Consider the following 20377-nt stretch of genomic DNA (forward strand, 5'->3'; position numbering starts at 1 on the left):
CTACCTTTCCTCTCAATTTTATCGGTAGTTATTGAAAAAACTTTAGGGTTTTTTGTAAACTTTTTACCCCGTTTTATAATACAACAATTGAATCCTTACCGGTTTCATACCGCGACATAGTAAAAAACGGATGGAATGACTGTTGGAATTGTACGCACAATTGATGCCAAAGTACCATTCATACTCAATTCCAAAATTCGTCAGTCCAACATGCATATTGTTATAACATATTGTATACATTATAATTATACAAATACATCCTCTGCCGTCATTAAAGAGCAGAATCGTATCGTATGGATATTTTCAATGAGTTGCGGAGGGGAATTTTTTCCTATTAGCCGGTAGGAAAGTTATTCCCGTGTCCTTTTATTGAGAATAAAAACCAAAGATATTATTGCATTTCCGGTAATCCGGGGATTAACTTACTGGTGAGATAGTGTCAGATGTATCCTGAATTTTATATGGAAAAGGTTCGATTATATGGGTAAGGCAAACAACGCCCGATATGGATATGCGGATGGCGCGATGCTTGCGGCGTGTTTTTTATGGGCGCTCGGTACGGTGTTGACCAGGGAAGCGATCGGGGGAATGCCCGGTGGTTTTCATGTCTATATTTTCAACGGTATACGGCTTAGTATCGCCACTGTGCTGCTTTTCGGTTTCATCATTGCAACCGGCCGGTCACCGTGGATCAGACGAGAGCATATCGGACTCGTGGCGCTCGTTTCCTTTTTCGGTTTTTTCCTTTTTATGGCAATATTTCATCTGGGACTTTCCAGGACAACCGCTTCCCACGCCGGGATTCTCAGCGGTACGATACCTCTTTATATCGTGGGAATATCCGCCCTTACCGGGATCGAAAAACCCACCATATGGGTCGTCATCGGCATAGCAGTCGGCTTTTCAGGCGTGGCGGCCCTTACTTTCCGGGGCGGGATTTCAGACTTCAATCCCGGCGATCTCCTCGTGATCATATCGTGTTTATGCTGGGCGATTTTCACCGTTTTCGGAAAGGGGATCGTCGACTGCTACTCTCCGCTCGTTTCAATGGGCTGGACATTTTTTTTCACAACAGTGTATCATATTCCGCTTTTTATTATGCAGTTGCCCGGCCAGTCATGGTCAGCGATAACTCCCAATAACTGGGGGAATGCCTGTATTGCGGCTGTGGGACCTCTTTTCCTCGCAAATACCCTGTACTATTATTCCCTGGGAAAGATCGGCCCTTCCCGCGTGGGTGCGTATACCAACCTTGAGCCGGCTTTTACACTCCTGCTAGTATATTTGCTCAGCAGCAGAGAAACCATAACGGCTCTCCACATCGTCGGGCTGACAGCGATCATGACCGGAATAGGATTGACAAAGTTCAGGAATAATATGGGCAATGCCTGATTTTATCCGGATCGGTAATAATGCTGTATAATAATAAACTATAGTTCAACGATTGTTTTGTACAAAACGCCGACAGAGGATGTACATAACGCCGGATTACAGGTATCTTTCTACAAAACTATATATGTTATCGGTAATACTACGTTTTCATCAAGAGTAATTCATAAATTTGTATTTTAATTCTAAAAAATATCCCCCCTGCCTGCCGGCATGCCCCCTTTTTAAGGAGAGAGATGATGCGATTCCCCCTTTTTTTTAATAAGGGGGATACGGCGAAGCCGAGGGGGATCATGTGAAAGCTGAGATAACGTTATCGCACATTGTTATTATTGAGTATACGCCATAGTTACCTCGGCTCTTTTCGGCGTTTATGAATAATCCAGGTTACATTTTCTAAAAGAAAATAGGAAAAAGTATCATAAGACCCTGTATGTACATGAAATAGTTTTGGGCACAAATAAGAGGAGGTTGATTCATGGATTCAAATCTCGCCCGCAGACGGTTTATGAAAGCCGCCGCGCTTGCCGGAACAGCCGCAGCTTCTGGCACCATGCTTCCCCGTAAGGCTCGTGCGAAAACAAAAACCACACCGACCGTTGAACTGCTCAAGGTCGGAGTTGTCGGTGTCGGAGAATATAGCCACATGCCCACCATATGGGGGCCGACGATCAATCCTGTGGAACCCGGACGGTGGCCGATACGTTCGACGCGGATGCTCATGACCCATGTCTGGGATTCGCGGCCTGAAAAAGCGGAGGAGTTCGCTAAAAAGTTCGGCTGCGAGGTTGTTAAAAATTACTATGACATGGTGGACAAGGTGGATGGCATGATTTTCGGCAGTTTTTACGAGGTCAAATGGTGGCACCTCCTGACCAGACCCTATCTCGAGGCCGGAATCCCCTGTTTCATCAACCGTCCATTCTCGTTTTCCATGAAACATGCCCGGGCGATGGTCGATACGGCACGGGAGCACAACACTCCCATTCTCTGCACCGACGAGCGCGAGTACATCAAGGAGGTGTTCGTCGCCCGCTGGAAGGTGGAGGAACTCCTCAAGCAGAAGATACCCATCATCGGTGTGAACTCTGATAATTCGGCCGGCGAATATCCGGCGCACGGCACCCACGGCCTCTATTTCCTGCTCGCCATTCTCGGGATGGATGTGGAACGGGTGGGATTTCTGGCGGACGGCTGGTGGTCGGACAGCACATACGGCACACCGGTCATGAACTGGGGACTTCTGGCGCTCCAGTACAAGGGCATCAAAATCGATGGTGTCGGTGAACAGGCCAAACCGTTCGTCGCGGCGCAGCAGCAGGTAGTCGGCCAGCAGGCAAACGCCGGAATCCGGATTTACTACAGCGGCGGCTGGTGGGACATCATGAACCACTGGACCAAGGGCGAGCCGATGAACCGTCTCTACCACCTGTTTTTCCCCACGGTGTTCGCCATGCAGCGTATGTTCGAAACCCGCCAGATGCAGTGGAGCTATGACTACATCCTCGATAAGACACGGATATTCCTCGCGGCGTTCAAGTCCCATGTCGATCACGGGGGAGCGATGATCCGTGTCAGCGACCTTCCCGAGGACTGGGAAGCGCCTGCACCAAGACCGAACTGGATCGACGAGGCGATATTCAGATAGGGCAGAGAAATGGCGACCGGGAAAATTTTTTTGATACGATTGAAGTTTGCATAGAAAAAAAAACGATAAAGGGAACCATACTGTTTCTTCAGTTCAGGTTCCCTTATCATGTAAAATCAATAGGTCTCTTCTGCCACATGCAAAAGAGAAGCGGGTGTAAGAATAGGAATTTGATACCTCGCAGTTCTGCTGCAAATCAGCATATATTTCCTTGCCTGCCTGAAATAAAAAGGTATCAGCAGGTCATGAAATATTACTGATTAATAAAACATCAGTTCATTTAAATTTATCCGGATACTCAAATCCCATCTCGTCAGCAATTGTTTTTGAATAAATTGATATATATCCTGACCATGGAATATAGTCTAATTTTGATGCATTGATATCAATAACATCTGAACCGTATTCATGTTCGATAATCAAATCGCCAAATCCCCAATAACATGTTGCATTATATCCACTTATACCTCTGTTATATGGCGGTGTATAGTAGTCTCCAAATAATTTTATCAGTAATTCTTCAACAGTACGCCCTTTCCTGTCTCTGGGCATCAAAGTGACCCGAAAAAAACGGCCTTTCCAAAAATCATATGTTATACTTTCTAATGGAATCTCCCCTAATTTCAATTCGTCATTGAGTCTCACATATGTTTTCAGATTACCATCTTGAGAAGAATTAGTCTGATTAAAACCCTGAAGGTTTGAAATGTTTGAATTCCATGAAATATCTTTCCACATTCCCGACGAAATTGATGCAAGGCTGTTATCAGATGAACCAAGAGTTGTGTCGTTGTTCCTTGAAGGAATTGTTACTTTTTTGTCTTCAATTTTTCGTTGATTTGCGCGTGAATTTATTTTTTTTGATATTTCTACAGGTGAAGATTTGCTGTTGGGAGTTTTGCTGTTGGGTTCGAGAACGAAATGGTATTTCCGCTCACCAATATTATTCGGTTTAATATCAAGCTCATAAATATATTCAGAATCTTTGTAATCACTTCCTTTTACTGCTTGGAATGCCCATACTTCCCAAGGCATGCCTAAAAAGAATTTATGCTCTATTGTGCATGGAGTTTTTTTATTTGTCGACTTTGGGTAATCATCTCCTCCGCTGTGTGTAACTTTAGAATATATTGTTGCACCAGGAGGGTCTGAAGTAAAAACATATTGCCTTATTGAGCAGCCACACAAAACAATACTTGATAATAATGTGTAATATATTATACAGCTTCTTCTGTTATAAAAACCCATTATTATCCTCCGATTATTTTATCGAAAGAATTCCTCGACACTTGGATTGAGGTATGAATTTAAAAAATGCTTATCAGCCAGCCTGAACTCACCCTTCCAGCCTCTCTCATCCCTGAAATGGGGTAGGAGAAACGGCGCAAAAAAATCGAAAATGCACGTATATTGGTTCCCTAAAAGTATTGGACAGCGGGAAGGATAAACCAATTTATAATGATACTATCATCATTCCCCGAGCATACCCTCCTTGAGACCGGAGCTCGGCGGTTTGGGACCGAACCATATGGCAAAGACCGCTTCCATGAAATCCTTGCCCTCGATGACTCCGGCGGATGTGCCGTTGATCGAAACCTCGGTACCCGTGCCGGGAATATAAGTGACCGTGATGCGTTCCCCCGATTTCACGGGCTTGGAGAAAAAGGCGTTGAAACGGTCGATTTTGGCTTTCAGCGCAGATACCTTGTCCGGAGAATTGTTTTTAAAGCCCTCGGTCCATGCCTCGACCAGCTGATCGGCAGATACTTCCTTATAGAGAAAGTGCATCATAACCTGCTTTGTCTGGTCGCTTGCAATGACTTCGGCGGAGTTTTGGGTCGGTTTTTCAAGGTAGAGCGCCCCGAGGTAGACATTGATGATGAGTTTCTTACGTATGCCGACACCCGTAAGTTTGCAGGTCGCGCCACCGATTGTGGCTGTTTCGGGGAAATTGACTCCCTTGACCTCACGGGCCATAAGTGAATCCGGTGCCAGTATGATGAGGCATACCATCAAAAGCGGAAACAGGTTTTTCATGACATCTCCTTTTGTAAGTTCAGTGACCGGTAACAGCAGTCAGAATCGATCAATAAATAACATTGTTCATATGTCCGTTGTTTTACCGTCGGACTATCCTGAATCCGATATCCGAATAATCCTTTTTCGGATCGTACTCCCTGCGGCGTGCGGAACGGCAGCCCTTGGCATTTTCAATCCAGCTCCCGCCGCGAACGACACGGTCGGTGCCGGAAGCCGGGCCGGTGGGATTGACCGCGGGTGATTTCGCATAATAATCCTTTGCGTACCAGTCGTTGCACCACTCCCAGACATTGCCGTGCATGTCGAAAAGGGCGAATGAGTTTGCAGCTTTCCCTCCGGTGCGGTGTGATTTTTCGCCGCTGTTTCCCGCAAACCACCCGGCGGTCGCCATGGCGCGCTGGTCATCGCCGGTATAGTAATCGGTTCCCGTCCCGCTCCGGCAGGCGTATTCCCACTCCGCTTCGGTCGGAAGGCGGAACCCGTTTTTCGTGAAATCGCAAGCGCCGGTACCGGGATTGTAGCAGGGCTCCAGATTCAGTTTTTCGCTGAGGGTGTTGCAGAATTTGATTGCGTCAAACCACGTTACCCGCTCGACCGGATTGTTATCGAACTCCTTGTTAAAAGCGGGGTTGTTGCCGGTAACAGCCTTGTACTGGTTCTGGGTGATCTCGGTTTCCCCCATCTGGAAGCCGTTCACGGAAACTTTATGGGCGGGTTTTTCTTCATCGCCGCCGCTTTCCGAGCCCATCAGAAAGCTGCCTCCCGGAACTGTTACGAGCTTGATAGAGAACTGCGAGAGACCGAGCCGCACCTTTTCATTGAGCGCTTTCTGCTCATCGAATGCCTTGAGCCTGGCTTTTGCGTCAGCGCTGTGCCGTCCGGCCGGATAGGTTATGATATAACTGTTGTAGGATTCGGGAGAGTTGGTATTCATTGCGACCTGGAACGCCTGGTCGTCCTTTTTCGCTTCCTCTTCGGCCTTGCTGCGTTCCTGTTCGGAAAGGCGGGATTTGATTTCATCGATCTTCTTCCGCGCTTCCTCGGCATGGCTGCCCTGCGGATAGAGGGTAAGATATGTTTCGTACGACTGCTGAGTATTAACCATGACAGACTGCTGGAATGCGAGATCGTCCTGACGGGCTGTTTCCGCCTTGCGCCGCTCTTCGTCGGCCTGACGGCTCTGGTCGGTCTGGGTCTGACGGTCGCGGAGGCGCTGTTCCTGCTGTGCGGCTTCGGTTTTCTGCTTTTCTTCCTCCTGCTTTTCAATTTCGGCGATCAGGTTTTTAGCTTCTTCAATATGGGCCCCTGAAGGATAGAGTTTCAGATACGTTTCGTACGATTGTTTCGTATTCACCATCTGGGCCTGCTGGAAGGCGATGTCATCCTTGTTCACCGTTTCACCGGGAGGCGCAGCCGGTTGTTCCTGCGGAGTACCGGTAGAAGGGGCCTGCCCGACGGTTACTGCGGGTTTTTCGCGGGTCATCTGTTTCCAGATCACTCCGCCGCCGGCGATTATTATAACTGCAGCGGCAAGACCGATCCAGAGGCCGGTCTTTTTCCCTTTTTTCGACAGTGTGGGTTTCTGGTGCTCATCGAGCGCCTTGGCAAGGTCCATGGCATTCGCGAACCGGTCGTCCGGATTTTTTTCCAGGCATTTGAGGATGATGTCCCGCAGCCAGTCCGGAACATCCGCATTGCGGACATCCGGCGCCTCGGGGGCCTCGTGAACGTGCATATACATGAGCGAAGCGGCATCGGTTGCCTGGAACGGGAGACTGCCTGTGGCCATCTGGTAGAGCAGAACCCCCATGGAATAGATATCGCTCCGGCCATCGAGCTCGGTTCCGCGGGCCTGTTCGGGGCTCATATACCGCGGAGTGCCGATGACTGCGCCGGTCTGTGTAAGCTTTGTTCCCATCGCCGCCCGCGCGATACCGAAATCGGTGACAATCGCCCGCCCGTTTGCGTCGAGCATGATGTTGTCAGGCTTCAGGTCACGGTGGATTATCCCCCGTTCGTGAGCATAAGCCAGAGCCGAGCTTACCTCGACACCCCAGCGGACGATTTCATCAACGGTGAGCGCCCCCTGATCCTTTATCTTGTCGCCGATGCTTCCGCCCGGAATATGGCTCATGACAAAAAAGCAGAGATTTTCGTCCTCGCTGATCTGGTAAATGCGGACGATGTTCGGATGTTCGAGATTTGCGGCGACCTGCGCCTCACGTTTGAAACGGGTTACAAAATCCTCGTCCCGCAGGTACGCCTGGGGAAGCACCTTGATGGCGACCTGACGGTCGAGGGCGATTTCACGGGCGAGGTAGACGGTTGCCATACCTCCGGCCCCGAGTTTGCCGAGGATTTCGTACCGTTCGGACACAAGCTCCCTGAGAATGCGCTCTTCGTTGCTCACGGGTTTGGCAGGATCGGTTTCTTCGGCAACCGGAGCCCTGTCGCCGCCGGAAGGGGGTTCGATACGTGTTCCGCCAGCATCGTCGGGTTTCACGGCGCCTTTGGGTGGTGTAATCCGTGTGGAGTCCGGGTCTTTGCCGGGAAGGCGGGTCATGCCATCGAGAATGGCCCCGCAGTTAAGACAGAAACTTCGATCGTCGGGATTTTCTTTACCGCATTCGGGACAGATCATGTAATCAACCTCCCCTGGAGATACTATTGGTAAGCTTTTTTTTCTATCAAAGGCTGCGGAAAGGAACGATGAAATTATTATACAGTATAATATATATAATCAGGGCATTTCAATGCTTTTTCATCTTTTTAGTCTTTTCCGGTTTTCAATTAAAATTTCAATGTGGTTTTTATGTAATACGTAAAAAAGTAATGTCATATATATAAGACTAATGCAATTTATTTTTTCATATTTGTCCACATTCGGTATCGGGGATCTACCGGTTTTGCTTTTTTCAGGAAGGTCGGAAAGTGGAATTTGGAAAATATTTCCATTCGGAGGCAAAGACGTCGAATTTACTTCAGTGTTTCTGAAGTTCCGTTACTCTTTCTGTTATTGAGTTCAGGATAAAGTTTCTTCCTGCATTCGGGGCAGATACCATGGCTGAAATCTGCTTCGGAGTGATCTCTGATATATGATTCTATTTGTGTCCAGTATCCTTTATCATCCCGTATTTTTTTGCAGGAAGCGCAAATAGGAATCAAACCGCTTAATACTTTGATTTTTGACTCTGCTTTTTCTCGCTCATTAATCTCATTAAGAAGCTTTTCATTATTTCTTTTTAACTCCTCCGTTCGTTCATCAATCCGGTTCTCGAGCTCTTTATTGAAACGTAAAATGTTTCTGATTCTTATTACATGACCCAAATATATAAATCCAAAGAGAGCAATGATCGATAAAGCTTTAAACCATAATGTTTTCCAGAATGGCGGAATTATTGTAATTCTTAAAGAAACACCCTCATTATTCCACACACCCTGACTGTTCGCAGCTTTCACCCAGAATACATATGAACCCGGTTCGAGATTTGTATATGTCACGTTTCGGTGGTTGCCAGATTTAATCCAATCGCTGTTTAAACCCTCCATCGTGTACGCAAATGTGTTTTTCGACGGATTTACGTAATCAAGCGCCGAAAATTCAAGCATTAACGGCGCTTTTCTGTACGGTAATGTAATATCGGATGTTTCGGTTATTTTTTTCTCAAATTCAGCTTCAACATTATCGATTTTAAGTGAGGTGATCACGACTGGCGGCGGTTGATTGCCTGTGTGCATACTGTCCGGATGAAAAGTGTAAAATCCGTCCTTTCCCCCCACATATATTGTACCGTCATTCCCACAGAACATGGCATTGTCGATGTTGTCGATAAACGGGAGCCCGTCACCGGTATTATAATTATATATTTCCATTGATGATGGTTCAATGCAGGATAATCCTGCATTTGTACTTGCCCAGATAGCTCCCTGCTTATCTTTTATTATACTATGAATGGAATCATTGAATAAGGCAAACCTCTTGTGTTTTCCCGTTTTAATATCATATGAATAAAGACCGTCATCCGTTCCTATCCAGAATGATCCATGTCCATCATCTAATGAGCAGTAAATATTATTACTCTTTAAATTCGGGCTTTCCGGATTATTGGAAAATATAGCACGTAACTCCTTATTTTTCCTGTACAGTTGATATAATCCAAAATTGCCGAATATCCACATTCTTTTTCCATCGGGATCTGAGATTATGTCTGTGGTACCTAAGAAAATTTGATACTCTTTTTCGTCAATTTCGGTTTTTTCGAAAGTCTCCGTTTTTGGATTGAACTTGAGAATCCCCAGACTGGTACTGAGCCACAGCATGCCTTCCGAATCTTTTTTGATTACCGAAACATTGAAGTGTTGTAAATCGGGGAAAAGTTTATAGGGCGTAAATGGAGTAAATACATCTTGATCGATGTCAAAACGAATCAGTCCCGGAATGGAAGTACCGAGCCATATCTGCTTGCTGTTGTCATTATAAAGAGTAAGCAGCAATTCGATATTTCTTCCGGTTATTTTACCTTTGTTGAAAAAATAGGAGCGAAATGTGTTTTTTCCAGGATCGAACTTGTGAAGCCCATTCGTGGATTCAAACCAGATCGATGAGTTAATTTCACAAAAATTATGGATATTGTTGATTTTATCCGTGCCCTTATATATGTCGGTATAGTTATAGTAATTATAAATTAATTTTGAAGGTACTATTTTATTCCCTCCGCCATAGAGTGTCCCGATCCATACTATGCCGGAATTGTCATTATAGACTCCCCATATTGAATCACCGCTCATTGAAAATGGATCCGTAAGATCGTAATTATAATGTTCGATATTGTTATTCTTCGGATCGATAGAATGAAGTCCCTGCGTGGTACCGAACCACAAAATACCATGATTGTCAAAAGACATATGTCCGACGACATTACTGTTTATACTCTTAGGGTTGTCAGGATCATGAAGAAAAACCTCGTATGTTTCTGTCTTCGTATCGAATCTTCTGAGGCCGCCGCCCCACGTTGACAGCCATAGTATTCCATTGTCGCCTTCAACAATATCAATTATGTTTTGATTCAGTATTGAAGTAACCTTATTCCTGTCTGGCAGACGTTTAATGGTGTTTGTTTCATGCGAGATCACATTTAATCCACTATTTGTTCCAATCCAGATAGTACCTTTTTTGTCAGAAAAAACACAGCCCACATTACTATGATTTATCGTAAGCGAATCTGTGGGATCATTGAAATAATGCCTGAACTTGACTCTGCTGAGATCGAGAGCATTCAGTCCGAAAACCGTTCCTACCCATAATGTTCCATCATTTCCTTCCGCAATCGAGTTAATCGTATTGCTCGATATTCCCTCGGGGCCGGCTTCATCATGAACATAATGGACAAAAGTTCCGGTTTCACGATTATAACTGTTCAACCCTCCGTTGATTGTCCCTATCCATAATACACCGCTGCTGTCCTCAAAAATAACCTGAATATAATTATCAGAAATTGTTGTCGAATCGTTCAGGTCGTGTTTGAAACAGACATAATTATAACCGTCAAACCTGTTGAGTCCGTTTCTGGTGCCAAACCACATGAATCCATGTGAATCTTTACAGATGGCGGTAATTGTATTGTCGGAAAGACCGTCCTGAATCCCGAAATGTTCGAATTGAATTTTTGCAGAGACGGGGAAAGGCCGGATTAACAGAATAAACCACAGCATCAAAACCGAAATGTATTTTGGAAAAATAATACTAATGTTTTGATTAATTCTCATGATATGAATGCGCTCCATAACAGTTTCTGGAAATAAACCTTACCATGGATTCGTAAATGCCCGTATGGTTCTGACCGGTATGTTCGATGTTCATGACTGCTTTGTTACATACTCATTATGTGTATTATCATTTGCAGATGAGATATTGGTGAGCTTAATCATTTATTCCGGCTGCCCAGTCATTCACACCGGTATTGGTAACTCTTGTCTGATAAAATATGTGCTGATTCTTCAACTTATTATCACGGAATAACATGAATAATGTCAAGTAAAATGTTTACCGGATGTAGCGTTATTAAACGATATTCCCACATTATTGTTCCATCCTGAGCGGAGAATTTGTATACTTACTATTCAGCGGAAATGGTATTAAGTAACTGATCCGATCGAAAAACAGTGAAATCCGATAGTGATAACAGATACCGGAACATGCCTGGCATGATTCAGAGAGGTTTAACCCTATAATTTCCTGAGCAATAATTTTTTAACACATACAATCAATATACAGGGGATACCCGTGAACACAATCGCGTATAAGAGAAACACCGCCGAGGTGATTGAACGCCTCTGCGCCCTTTACGGCCGTAATGCCCGTGATCGAATCTTTGCCGGCTTCGAGATTCAGGGAAAAACGCTGGCAGAGTTCCGGGCGGCTCATTCCGAGGGATTCTGCGAATATCCCGATCCTCGTGAACGTATAGCCTTCTGGGACAGTTTGCTCCACGAGCATCTAACTGTCGATGACGATACCGTTCCGAGCGCATACCTGAGCGAATTCGACCAGGGCCTGTATGGCGGGCTTGTGGGAGGCGACGTTCAGTACATGTGCCACGACAACGGATGGATTTCCTCGATGGTTCCGCCGCTTCTCCGCGACTGGTCGGAATTCGATTCTCTGAAGCTCGATCATAACCACCCATGGTTTCAACGGTATAACCATCAGATGAACGTATATATCGAGGGCTCCCGTGATAAGTTCGGGATAAGCCATTTCATCCTGATAGACGGACTCAATTTCGTGTTCGAGCTGCTCGGCGCAACAAATGCTTACATGAGTCTTTTTGAAAATCCCGGAATGGTTCGCAGGGCGATCGATTTTGCATTCGATCTCAATGTTCTGGTGCAGCGGACTTTTTTCGACACGGTTCCATCCTTCCGCGGCGGGACATTCAGCAACATGGTGCAGTGGATACCCGGACGGATTGTCTCGGAAAGCGTCGATCCGTTTCATATGACATCGGTCGAGTATTTCGAGACATGGGGCAGGGCGAACATCGAGCGGATGTTCTCCGAATTCGACGGCGGTACGCTCCATATCCACGGCAACGGAAGACACCTGTTCGAGGCAGTGTGCACACTGCCGGGCCTGAAGGCGATTTTGCTCGGCGACGATACGGGGTATCCCCTTGCGTTCGATGTTCTGCCGGAGCTGAGGAGACGCACGGGTGACATGCCCCTCATTGTCACCGTTCCTTTCGGTGCGTTTATGGAAGGGCTCGAAAATCACCGTCTTTCCGGAGGCGTTTTCTATCAGGTGACCGGGGCTCCGGACATCGATGCCGCCAACAGGTGTATGGACAGGGTTCGTGCTTACCGTGAATGATTTGCGAGTATAGGGATGAAACATCTATTACTGTCTGAATCTTACAATCGGAATACTGCTGAAAATAATATGCTGAAAACAAACACTATACACCATGGCGGAGACGTATGAATTCACGGGAACGAGTTCTCACTGCACTCAATCACGTGGAACCGGACAGGGTTCCCATCGACATGCCGTTCACTCCCGAAGCTGCCGATAAGGTCATACAATACCTCAGGGAGACGAGAAACATCACCCCCGAAGCATCCGATCTTGCAATCGTCATGAACCATGACATTCTTACCGCATCGCACGGGATCGGTTCGAGCTACTATGCCCGTGAGGAAGAGGAGTACACGTGCGAGTGGGGGATACGGTGGCGGTGGGTGTCACTGCCGAACGGCGGGCGTTATACGGAGATGGTCGGCCATCCTCTTGCAGATGAAAGCCGCCTCACATCCTATTCCTGCCCCGATCCGAAGAAACCGGCCCGGTATGACAGGATTCGGTATCTTATGAAAACCTACGGCGCGACACAGGCGATCTGCGGAAGCATGGGCAGCACTCTGTTCGAGCCTGCATGGCACCTGCGGGGATTCTCGACCTTTCTCATGGACCTCATGACCAACAGGGATTTTGTCAATGAACTGCTCGACAGGATTCTCGATTACCAGCTCGAAACCGGTAAAACGCTGGCGGCGATGGGCGCCGACCTTCTCAAACTCGGTGACGATCACGGAACACAGGAATCGCTCATGATGTCCGCTCCCACATTTCGCGAGTTTTTCAAACCGCGCTATGCGAAGCTGTTCAGCGCGTTCAAGGCAGTAAAACCCGACATAAAAATTGCCTTCCACAGCGACGGTAATATAGAGCCGCTTCTGCCGGACCTTATCGAGATCGGCGTGGATATATTCCAGGCTGTGCAGCCGAAAGCGATAGACCCGGCCCATATCAAGCGCAGGTTCGGCGACCGTCTCAGCTTCTGGGGAACAGTGGACATTCAGGAGGTCATGCCGTTCGGGACTCCCGATGATGTCCGCCGTGAAATCAGGCACCGTATCGAGACGGTCGGGAAAGGCGGCGGGTTTATTCTGGCGCCGTCCCACGCCATCCAGCCGGATGTGTCGCTTGAAAACATCCTCGCGTTTTATGAAGCGGCTGAACGGTACGGCCGGTATCCGGTCGGGGCAGAACAATGATGATAGATGCTGAAATAAATTCAGCATGACACTTGAATGTACACCTGTCACCCTGAACTTGTTCCATGGTCTATATCGTAACAACATGAACATCTAAATATTCTATCAATGACCGCAAATTGATATGACGGCTGGGAAACAGGTTTTCACCGGTTGATGCGAAAGGCGTATTTCCCCGGAAAAAAACCTTATACCGGAACGGTTCATGCCATGCCGGCATGTTCTTTTTTTATAAGAAGGTGAATGCAAAGCATGGCGGCAGGATGGAGAACGCCCATCAGGATGAAAATCGGCACATATCCGATGTATGTCACGATGTACCCGACAAGAACAGTCGAGAACAGCAGTCCCCCGATGCCCCCCGCAAATCCGCCGAGACCGGTCACCGAGCCGACCGCCCGTGACGGGAACTGGTCGCTGACCACAGTGAAGATGTTGTTCGACCAGCCGCTGTGAGCGCCGCAGGCAAGGCTCACAAGGAGAATCGCAACCCAGGCGCTGTCCGCCGTAACCGCGAACGTGGTGAACGGCAGGCACAGGGCACAGACAAGCATGGTGGTTTTTCGGGCTCGGGTGACTGTCCATCCCTTCCTCATGAGATACCCCGGGAACCAGCCGGCGGCGATACCGAACAGAATCGCGATGAAATAGATGAGCGGGACAGCGGCGGCGATTTCCTTAAGGTCGAATCCGCGACGGGCGTTGAGGTAGTTCGGCAGCCAGAAGATATAAAACCACCATACGGGATCGGTAAGGAATTTTCCAAGCATGATACCGTATGTTTCGCGGTATCCAAGGAGTTTTCTCCATGTGAACTCATTGACAGTCGCCGCAGGTTTTTCCCTTGTTTTGCTCGCGGTATCAGGTGGTTTTTTATAGAGAAACGGCCAGACTGCCGCGAGAATGAAGCCGGAAAATCCCAGGAGAAAAAAAGCCCACCGCCATCCGAGGGAGAGGGTCAGTAGTGCTATGACCGGGGCGCCGGCAACCATGGCGATATGGGGGCCGCTGTTGAACAGCGCTGTGGCAAACGCACGCTCGCGGGGCGGAAACCATTCGGATACCGATTTGATCGCAGCCGGGAAATTACCGGTCTCGGTGACACCGAGCAGACCGCGCCATACTGCCAGTGAAAAAGCCGACCCGACTGTGGCATGAAGACTCGCAGCCAGAGACCAGAATAGAATCGACAGCAGGTATCCCAGTTTCGTGCCCGCCCAGTCGATGAATCTTCCGATGAAAAGAAACCCGAAGGTATAGGCGAACTGGAAGGCGCTGAGGACATACGAATACTGGATGTCGTTCAGGGAAAGATCCCGTTTGATCTCGGGAATCACCACCGAGAGAACGATGCGGTTGAAATAGTTGTTCGTTGTGGCGAAAAACAGAAGGGAGACTATGATCCATCGGTACCGTGACAAGGGAGGCGCGGAGCTCTCGGGCATGAGTGCATCCTTATTTTTATCGTTATCATGACTTTCATGACAATATAGAACATGAAATGAAGTAAATCAATTCTGAATGGTCGGTTTTTCCGATGTTTTTTGATTCCTGTATCTTCCGATGATTTGCCGTTTATCCCGTGTTTGTGAAATAATTCCTGCGTCAATAATACCCTGTATCGGTAAAACGTTTTTCAGCGCGAATTATGTGACAGTTATTGCTTTTGCTGCCATGACACTGTATAATAATTCGAACGATGTGCTGTCTGTTTCAGTAACGTATGACCATTATGAAAACTCATATAATTGAACCTTTGAAATAATTATGTGTAACATGCCCGAATGTCTGTTTTTTTTCCCTCTCCTGTTTACGGGAGAGGGACCGGGGGTGAGGGTAATACAGTACAGGAAATGATGACCAATAAGTGTGACCTTTTATATCATTTTAAAGCTTTCATGATGATTATTGCATTTAGGGATTGATTTCTCTTGTTACAGTAAAGATAATTCACTCAGGCTAATGAGGGAAAACGGCTGAACATGCAGAATTTATAGAATGAAAGGAGTCCGCAGTGAAAATTGCCGACGTGATTTATCTGGTGGGAAGCGGCCAGGCCGGCTTCATGATTTCGAACAGGAGCGACAGCCATGTTTATGTCATCGAGGGCTCGAAAGGCCATGTGATGATCGATGCGGGTGTCGGAATTCAGGAAGAGCGAATCGCGGAAAATATGAAAAAGGACGGAATCAATCCAAAGGATGTAAAATATCTCCTGCTCACCCATACCCATTCCGACCATGCCGGAGGCGCCGCGTGGTTCAAGAAACAGTACGGTGTCAAGGTGTATGTATCCCGTGCGGAGGCGGAATTTCTCAGAAGCAGCGACCAGATGGATCTGGGGCTCGATATTGCTATCATTGACGGTATATATCCGTCCGACTACCGTTTCCCAAACTGCGAGCCGGATGTGGAAGTCGGGGATGGTGATACCTTTACCTTCGGCAACCTGTCCATACGGGCGATTCATACTCCCGGGCACTCGCTCGGCTCGATATGCTACCTCTTGGAAAAAGGCAACCGTACCTGCCTGTTCAGCGGCGATGTCGTGGTGCACGGCGGGAAGCTCATGTTCCTCAACTGCGCCGGCTCGGTCATGGCCGACATGCGGGCTTCCATGCCGAAACTGGCCAGGCTCGGTGTCGAGGAGTTATACCCCGGTCACGGCTGTTTTGTACTGGAAAACGGCCAGAACCACATCGATATCGCAATCGAGAATCTCCGTCACCTGTCGCCGCCACAGAATGCCTTTTAGCCTGAGCAGAGAGGGGATTTTCAAAGATCGTGCGGTTCGGAGAGGGCATATAATTCCTTCGGATGTGTCCCGCATCACATATTTATATCACAATTATCATTATTATTGCACTTTTCGTCAGAATACCATGTGTCATATTTGTTCGGGAAACGGGCAACATCGATTTTTTCCCTTCTGAATTGAGAGCGAGGCATCAATGATCAACAAACGGTGGGTTGAGCAGACACTTCGCAAAATGAGCATCGAGGAAAAAGTCGGGCAGCTCCTTTTCCCGAGGGTGTACGGATATTTCCTGAGCAACGACGACGAGAAGTTCCTCATGTATCTCAGGTGGATCGAGGAATTTCATGTTGGCGGTGTTGAAATCTTTTTCAGCGATGTATACGGCGCCGCTTTCCTGCTCAACAGGCTCCAGTCCGCCGCAAGAATCCCGCTCCTCGTGACATGCGATGCTGAAACCGGCATGGGACACCGTATCAGCGGATCGACGCACCTAACCCACAACATGGGCCTCGGCGCAACCGGAAATGAGCAGATGGCCTATCTTCAGGGCAAAATCACAGCCCTCGAGGGAACCGCGCTCGGGGTTCATGTACTCGAAGGGCCTACGGTCGATGTGAATGTGAATCCCGACAATCCCATTATAGCGGTTCGGAGCTTCGGCGATGATCCGAAGTTTGTTGCCCGGATGGGGCAGGCGTTCATACGGGGCGTTCAGGATCATGGCATGATTGCGTGCGCGAAGCATTTTCCCGGTCACGGAAACACTGCTGTCGACAGTCACATGGACATTCCGGTCATCGATATTCCCCGCGAACAACTCGAAGCGATCGATCTCCTGCCGTTCCGCGAGGCAATAAACGCCGGAGCTATGGGTATCATGACCGCTCATATCAACATGCCCGCATTCGATCCCGACACCCGGTATCCCGCGACTCTTTCACGGGCTGTTACAACCGGCCTGCTCCGTGAAGAGATGGGATTCGGGGGACTCATAATTTCCGATTCACTGATGATGGATGCCATTACCCGGTATTTCCCGCCGGGCGAGGCGGAACTCCGCAGTTTCCTTGCGGGGACGGACATCCTTCTCGCGCCGTTTCTCGAACCCGCCTTCGAGACATTGGTCAAAGCGGTCGGTACGGGCGATCTGCCTGTAGATCGGCTCGATGCTTCGGTGCGCCGGATACTCATCGCGAAAAGCTGGTGCGATCTCCATGAGGAGCGTCTTGTCGATGTCAACGAACTTCACCACCGTATCGGAACAGCCGCCGGCATCAAAAACGGTGCTCACCAGTTAATCCGGTCTTCGATCACGCTTATAAAAAACGAGGGCGATATTCTCCCCCTGCAGGCTCAGGAAAAACCGAAAATTCTCAGCATTCTTTACTACGATCACCCACTCGGAGACATCGGGGCTGTTTTTCAGGATGAGATGCGCCGTCGTGCTGCCATCACCCACCGCGAGTTTTACGCCGAAGGTATCCCTGACGAATCGGGGAATATCCAGACGTTAACCATCCCGTGTGACAGCGACCCCCGTTTCGAGGAGGAAGCCCTTCAAAAGGCTCAGGGTTATGATGTTGTCGTGTGCGCGCTGGTATACCGTATCATCATGCGCCGCGGAACCCCGAATCTCCGTCCCCGCGCCGAGGCTTTCATGCGCCGTCTCACCGCGCTCCCTGTTCCCGTTGTCACGGTATCTTTCGGAGCGCCGTATGTGATCAGACAGATGCCCGATACGACAGCATTCGTGGCGGCTTACATGTATTCGCCCCTTGTCCAGCAGGCGGCTGTCGAAGCCCTCTTCGGCGAGATTCCGTTCGTGGGTAAACTGCCGGTGCGGCTTCCGTAATACCAAGTTGCGTTCGAACAGGTAACATAGTTAACGTAGTGATTCTAATAGATGCTGAAGCAAGTTCAGCATGACGGCGTTAATGTCACCCTGAATTTATTTCAGGGTCTATTGTAAACTTTATTACTTCACTGACTGCAACTTGATATAAATCATGTTTTATCAACAATATCTATTTCACAATATCATTGTTTTCATAAGCACCCTGCCGGGCACAAAAAAATCCCCCGCTCGTTAATGTCGGGGGATTTTTCTGATTCTATCGATAACATATTTCACTTCATCGCTTTAACTTCCTCTATGCTGTAGGAAGCGTCGCCGTGAATCTGCTTCCATGCGCCGTCCTGAAGAACCTTGACGACGGTGACACGTGGATTCATCTTGCCCGGCTTGCCGTTGTTGTCGACAAAATCGTTATCGACATAGTAGGTGACGACAGCGGCTGTCCCGTCCGGCGATACTTTGATTTTGAGGCCGTTAATCTTGAAATCGACCTTCGACATGGAAGCCATGGCCGATTCATACCAGGCTTTAACTCCATTCGGGCCCTCCCATCCCTCGACGCGGTCACGGACAGCGGGACCCCAGATGGTGATATCGGGATCATGCGACCACATTTCGCTGATGGCGGCAAAATCTTTGTTTGACCATGCCTGAGCATACGCCATCTGCTGCTGGGTAAGTAAATCCACGATCGCCTGGATGTCTACCTGTTTTGGCGCCGGTGTCTGGGCCGGTTGCTGATGATGGCAGCTGACAGCAGTTATAAGCATGAGTGCGAGCACAATTAAAAGCAGGTTTCTCATGATGTGAACCTCTCCTTCATGGTGTAAATGTTTAAAAAATAATGACAAAGTTCAGCGGCAAGCTGAAACGACTCCGCTGGAGTGCCTTGTTGAGCACTGTCCTTTGTAGATTTGATAAGGTTACTGCTCAATTTCTTTAGTAAGACTGTCTGTATATCTCGAAAAAGACTTTATCAGCGTAAACCCATTGAACATGAATTTTACCCGCCTTCCGTTTCGGCAGGCATTATAGCCCTGATTGCGGTAATAAGATCGGGAATGTTATATTTTGCAACGTTCCAGACCATTTCATGCCTGACTTCGCCGTATTCATGAATAAGGATATTTCGTTGGCCGATGATGGACCGCCAGGGAATTTCGGAATGTATCTCTTTCAATTCATCTGAAATGTGACGCGCCGCTTCACCGATAATCTCGATATAACGTTCGACGGCGCCCCGTAAAAGACGGTCCGTCAGGTAATCCTTTACGGTCTTACCCCGGATGAAATCCTGTATCGCCATTGAGGCATCAAGCATGTCCCAAAGATAGGCCTTGTCTTTCTCTTCAGACAGCATATATCACTTCCCGCGTAGAGAGAATCTCCTTTCGACGATATGGATTACGAAGTCCCTCTTTTTCAATCAGGTCAACTTCACGACCGGTTATAGCCGTCAGCTCATCGTGCATGGTCACCATGTCCCAGAGACTCCAGGGTGCCTCTGGCTTAAAACTGACGAGAAAATCCATGTCGCTGTTCGGGCCGAAATCATCTCTAAGGGACGAACCGAAAAGTGATAACTCCCTTATACGCCATCTGAGGCAGAATTCCACCAGGGCATCTCTATCCAAATTCACGTTCTGAGTCAAAATTTAATTTCCGTTTAAGAGGGCTGTGAAAAAGTATCTTTTTCACTCGCCCTATGACGAAATGTGTTGTTTTGTTGCTGTCAAGGGCATGTAAATAGGCACTTCGTACTGACCCTTGACAGCTTATATCCACGTAATGATGTTTATCACAAAGCTTTTTAAGCAGCTCATTCGATGCAATATTTTCAGTCAATAATAATTCGCCGCCCATGTTGTCCAAAGTCTTGCAGGGAGTACCCTTTTCTTCTCTGTTATAAATTTGTATAAACCCCGCAATTATTTTTAAAGTGAGCCTGACTGTATTTCATAAGTATATATAAACCGTAACAGCCACTATTTTCACAAATTTATGATTATTGACGAAAACTGTCAAGGTATTTTTGGCGTCGGAGGTCCTATACACTTCTTCTTTTCAACAGTACATGATCTTCAATAGTGATGTTTCCTTTTACAAAGAAAAATGATGCGAACCGGCGAATCCG

The 20377-nt window shown here is 47.8% G+C and carries 14 protein-coding genes; 6 read left to right on the plus strand and 8 right to left on the minus strand.

What is annotated here, in order from left to right:
* Positions 1–480 precede the first annotated feature (480 nt).
* Positions 481–1392, plus strand: a complete 912-nt coding sequence (locus LLG96_00435) for a DMT family transporter (protein MCE5248663.1) — start codon at positions 481–483, stop codon at positions 1390–1392.
* Between the two features lie 475 nt (positions 1393–1867).
* The gene (locus LLG96_00440; GenBank protein ID MCE5248664.1) at positions 1868–3037 is read left to right on the plus strand and encodes a Gfo/Idh/MocA family oxidoreductase; all 1170 of its coding nucleotides are present in this window, start codon (positions 1868–1870) and stop codon (positions 3035–3037) included.
* A gap of 276 nt (positions 3038–3313) precedes the next feature.
* Here LLG96_00440 and LLG96_00445 read toward each other — a convergent pair whose 3' ends face one another.
* The 4 genes from LLG96_00445 to LLG96_00460 form a co-directional block, all read right to left on the minus strand.
* Entirely contained in the window at positions 3314–4285 is a 972-nt protein-coding gene (locus LLG96_00445) for a hypothetical protein (GenBank protein ID MCE5248665.1), read from the minus strand.
* 222 nt (positions 4286–4507) lie between these two features.
* Positions 4508–5074 carry a chalcone isomerase family protein gene (locus LLG96_00450; GenBank protein MCE5248666.1) on the minus strand — a complete coding sequence of 189 codons (567 nt, stop codon included), beginning with the start codon at positions 5072–5074 and terminating at the stop codon, positions 4508–4510.
* 82 nt (positions 5075–5156) lie between these two features.
* Positions 5157–7718, minus strand: coding sequence for an SUMF1/EgtB/PvdO family nonheme iron enzyme (locus LLG96_00455; GenBank protein MCE5248667.1), 2562 nt, complete (start codon positions 7716–7718; stop codon positions 5157–5159).
* Between the two features lie 335 nt (positions 7719–8053).
* Positions 8054–10843, minus strand: a complete 2790-nt coding sequence (locus LLG96_00460) for a hypothetical protein (GenBank protein ID MCE5248668.1) — start codon at positions 10841–10843, stop codon at positions 8054–8056.
* A 517-nt stretch (positions 10844–11360) separates the two neighbouring features.
* Here LLG96_00460 and LLG96_00465 point away from each other — a divergent pair.
* Both LLG96_00465 and LLG96_00470 read left to right on the plus strand, forming a co-directional pair.
* A complete protein-coding gene (locus tag LLG96_00465) occupies positions 11361–12446 on the plus strand; it encodes a hypothetical protein (protein ID MCE5248669.1) in 1086 nt (361 codons plus the stop codon).
* A 107-nt stretch (positions 12447–12553) separates the two neighbouring features.
* Positions 12554–13630 carry a hypothetical protein gene (locus LLG96_00470; protein ID MCE5248670.1) on the plus strand — a complete coding sequence of 359 codons (1077 nt, stop codon included), beginning with the start codon at positions 12554–12556 and terminating at the stop codon, positions 13628–13630.
* A gap of 203 nt (positions 13631–13833) precedes the next feature.
* Here the strand turns inward: LLG96_00470 and LLG96_00475 are convergent, their stop codons facing one another.
* Positions 13834–15075, minus strand: a complete 1242-nt coding sequence (locus tag LLG96_00475) for an MFS transporter (GenBank protein MCE5248671.1) — start codon at positions 15073–15075, stop codon at positions 13834–13836.
* Between the two features lie 569 nt (positions 15076–15644).
* Between LLG96_00475 and LLG96_00480 the strand changes: the two genes are divergently transcribed.
* Positions 15645–16385, plus strand: a complete 741-nt coding sequence (locus LLG96_00480) for an MBL fold metallo-hydrolase (protein ID MCE5248672.1) — start codon at positions 15645–15647, stop codon at positions 16383–16385.
* A 196-nt stretch (positions 16386–16581) separates the two neighbouring features.
* Positions 16582–18240 carry a glycoside hydrolase family 3 protein gene (locus LLG96_00485; protein ID MCE5248673.1) on the plus strand — a complete coding sequence of 553 codons (1659 nt, stop codon included), beginning with the start codon at positions 16582–16584 and terminating at the stop codon, positions 18238–18240.
* Positions 18241–18515: 275 nt separating this feature from the next.
* On the opposite strand, the gene LLG96_00490 is transcribed toward LLG96_00485, so the two are convergent.
* The 3 genes from LLG96_00490 to LLG96_00500 form a co-directional block, all read right to left on the minus strand.
* Positions 18516–19046, minus strand: a complete 531-nt coding sequence (locus LLG96_00490) for a nuclear transport factor 2 family protein (GenBank protein ID MCE5248674.1) — start codon at positions 19044–19046, stop codon at positions 18516–18518.
* Between the two features lie 200 nt (positions 19047–19246).
* The gene (locus tag LLG96_00495) at positions 19247–19603 is read right to left on the minus strand and encodes a DUF86 domain-containing protein (protein MCE5248675.1); all 357 of its coding nucleotides are present in this window, start codon (positions 19601–19603) and stop codon (positions 19247–19249) included.
* Entirely contained in the window at positions 19593–19883 is a 291-nt protein-coding gene (locus tag LLG96_00500) for a nucleotidyltransferase domain-containing protein (GenBank protein MCE5248676.1), read from the minus strand. Before LLG96_00500 ends, LLG96_00495 begins: the two co-directional genes overlap by 11 nt.
* Positions 19884–20377 lie beyond the last annotated feature (494 nt).

It is taken from the genome of bacterium (assembly GCA_021372535.1).
Taxonomy (GTDB): domain Bacteria; phylum Latescibacterota; class Latescibacteria; order Latescibacterales; family Latescibacteraceae; genus JAFGMP01.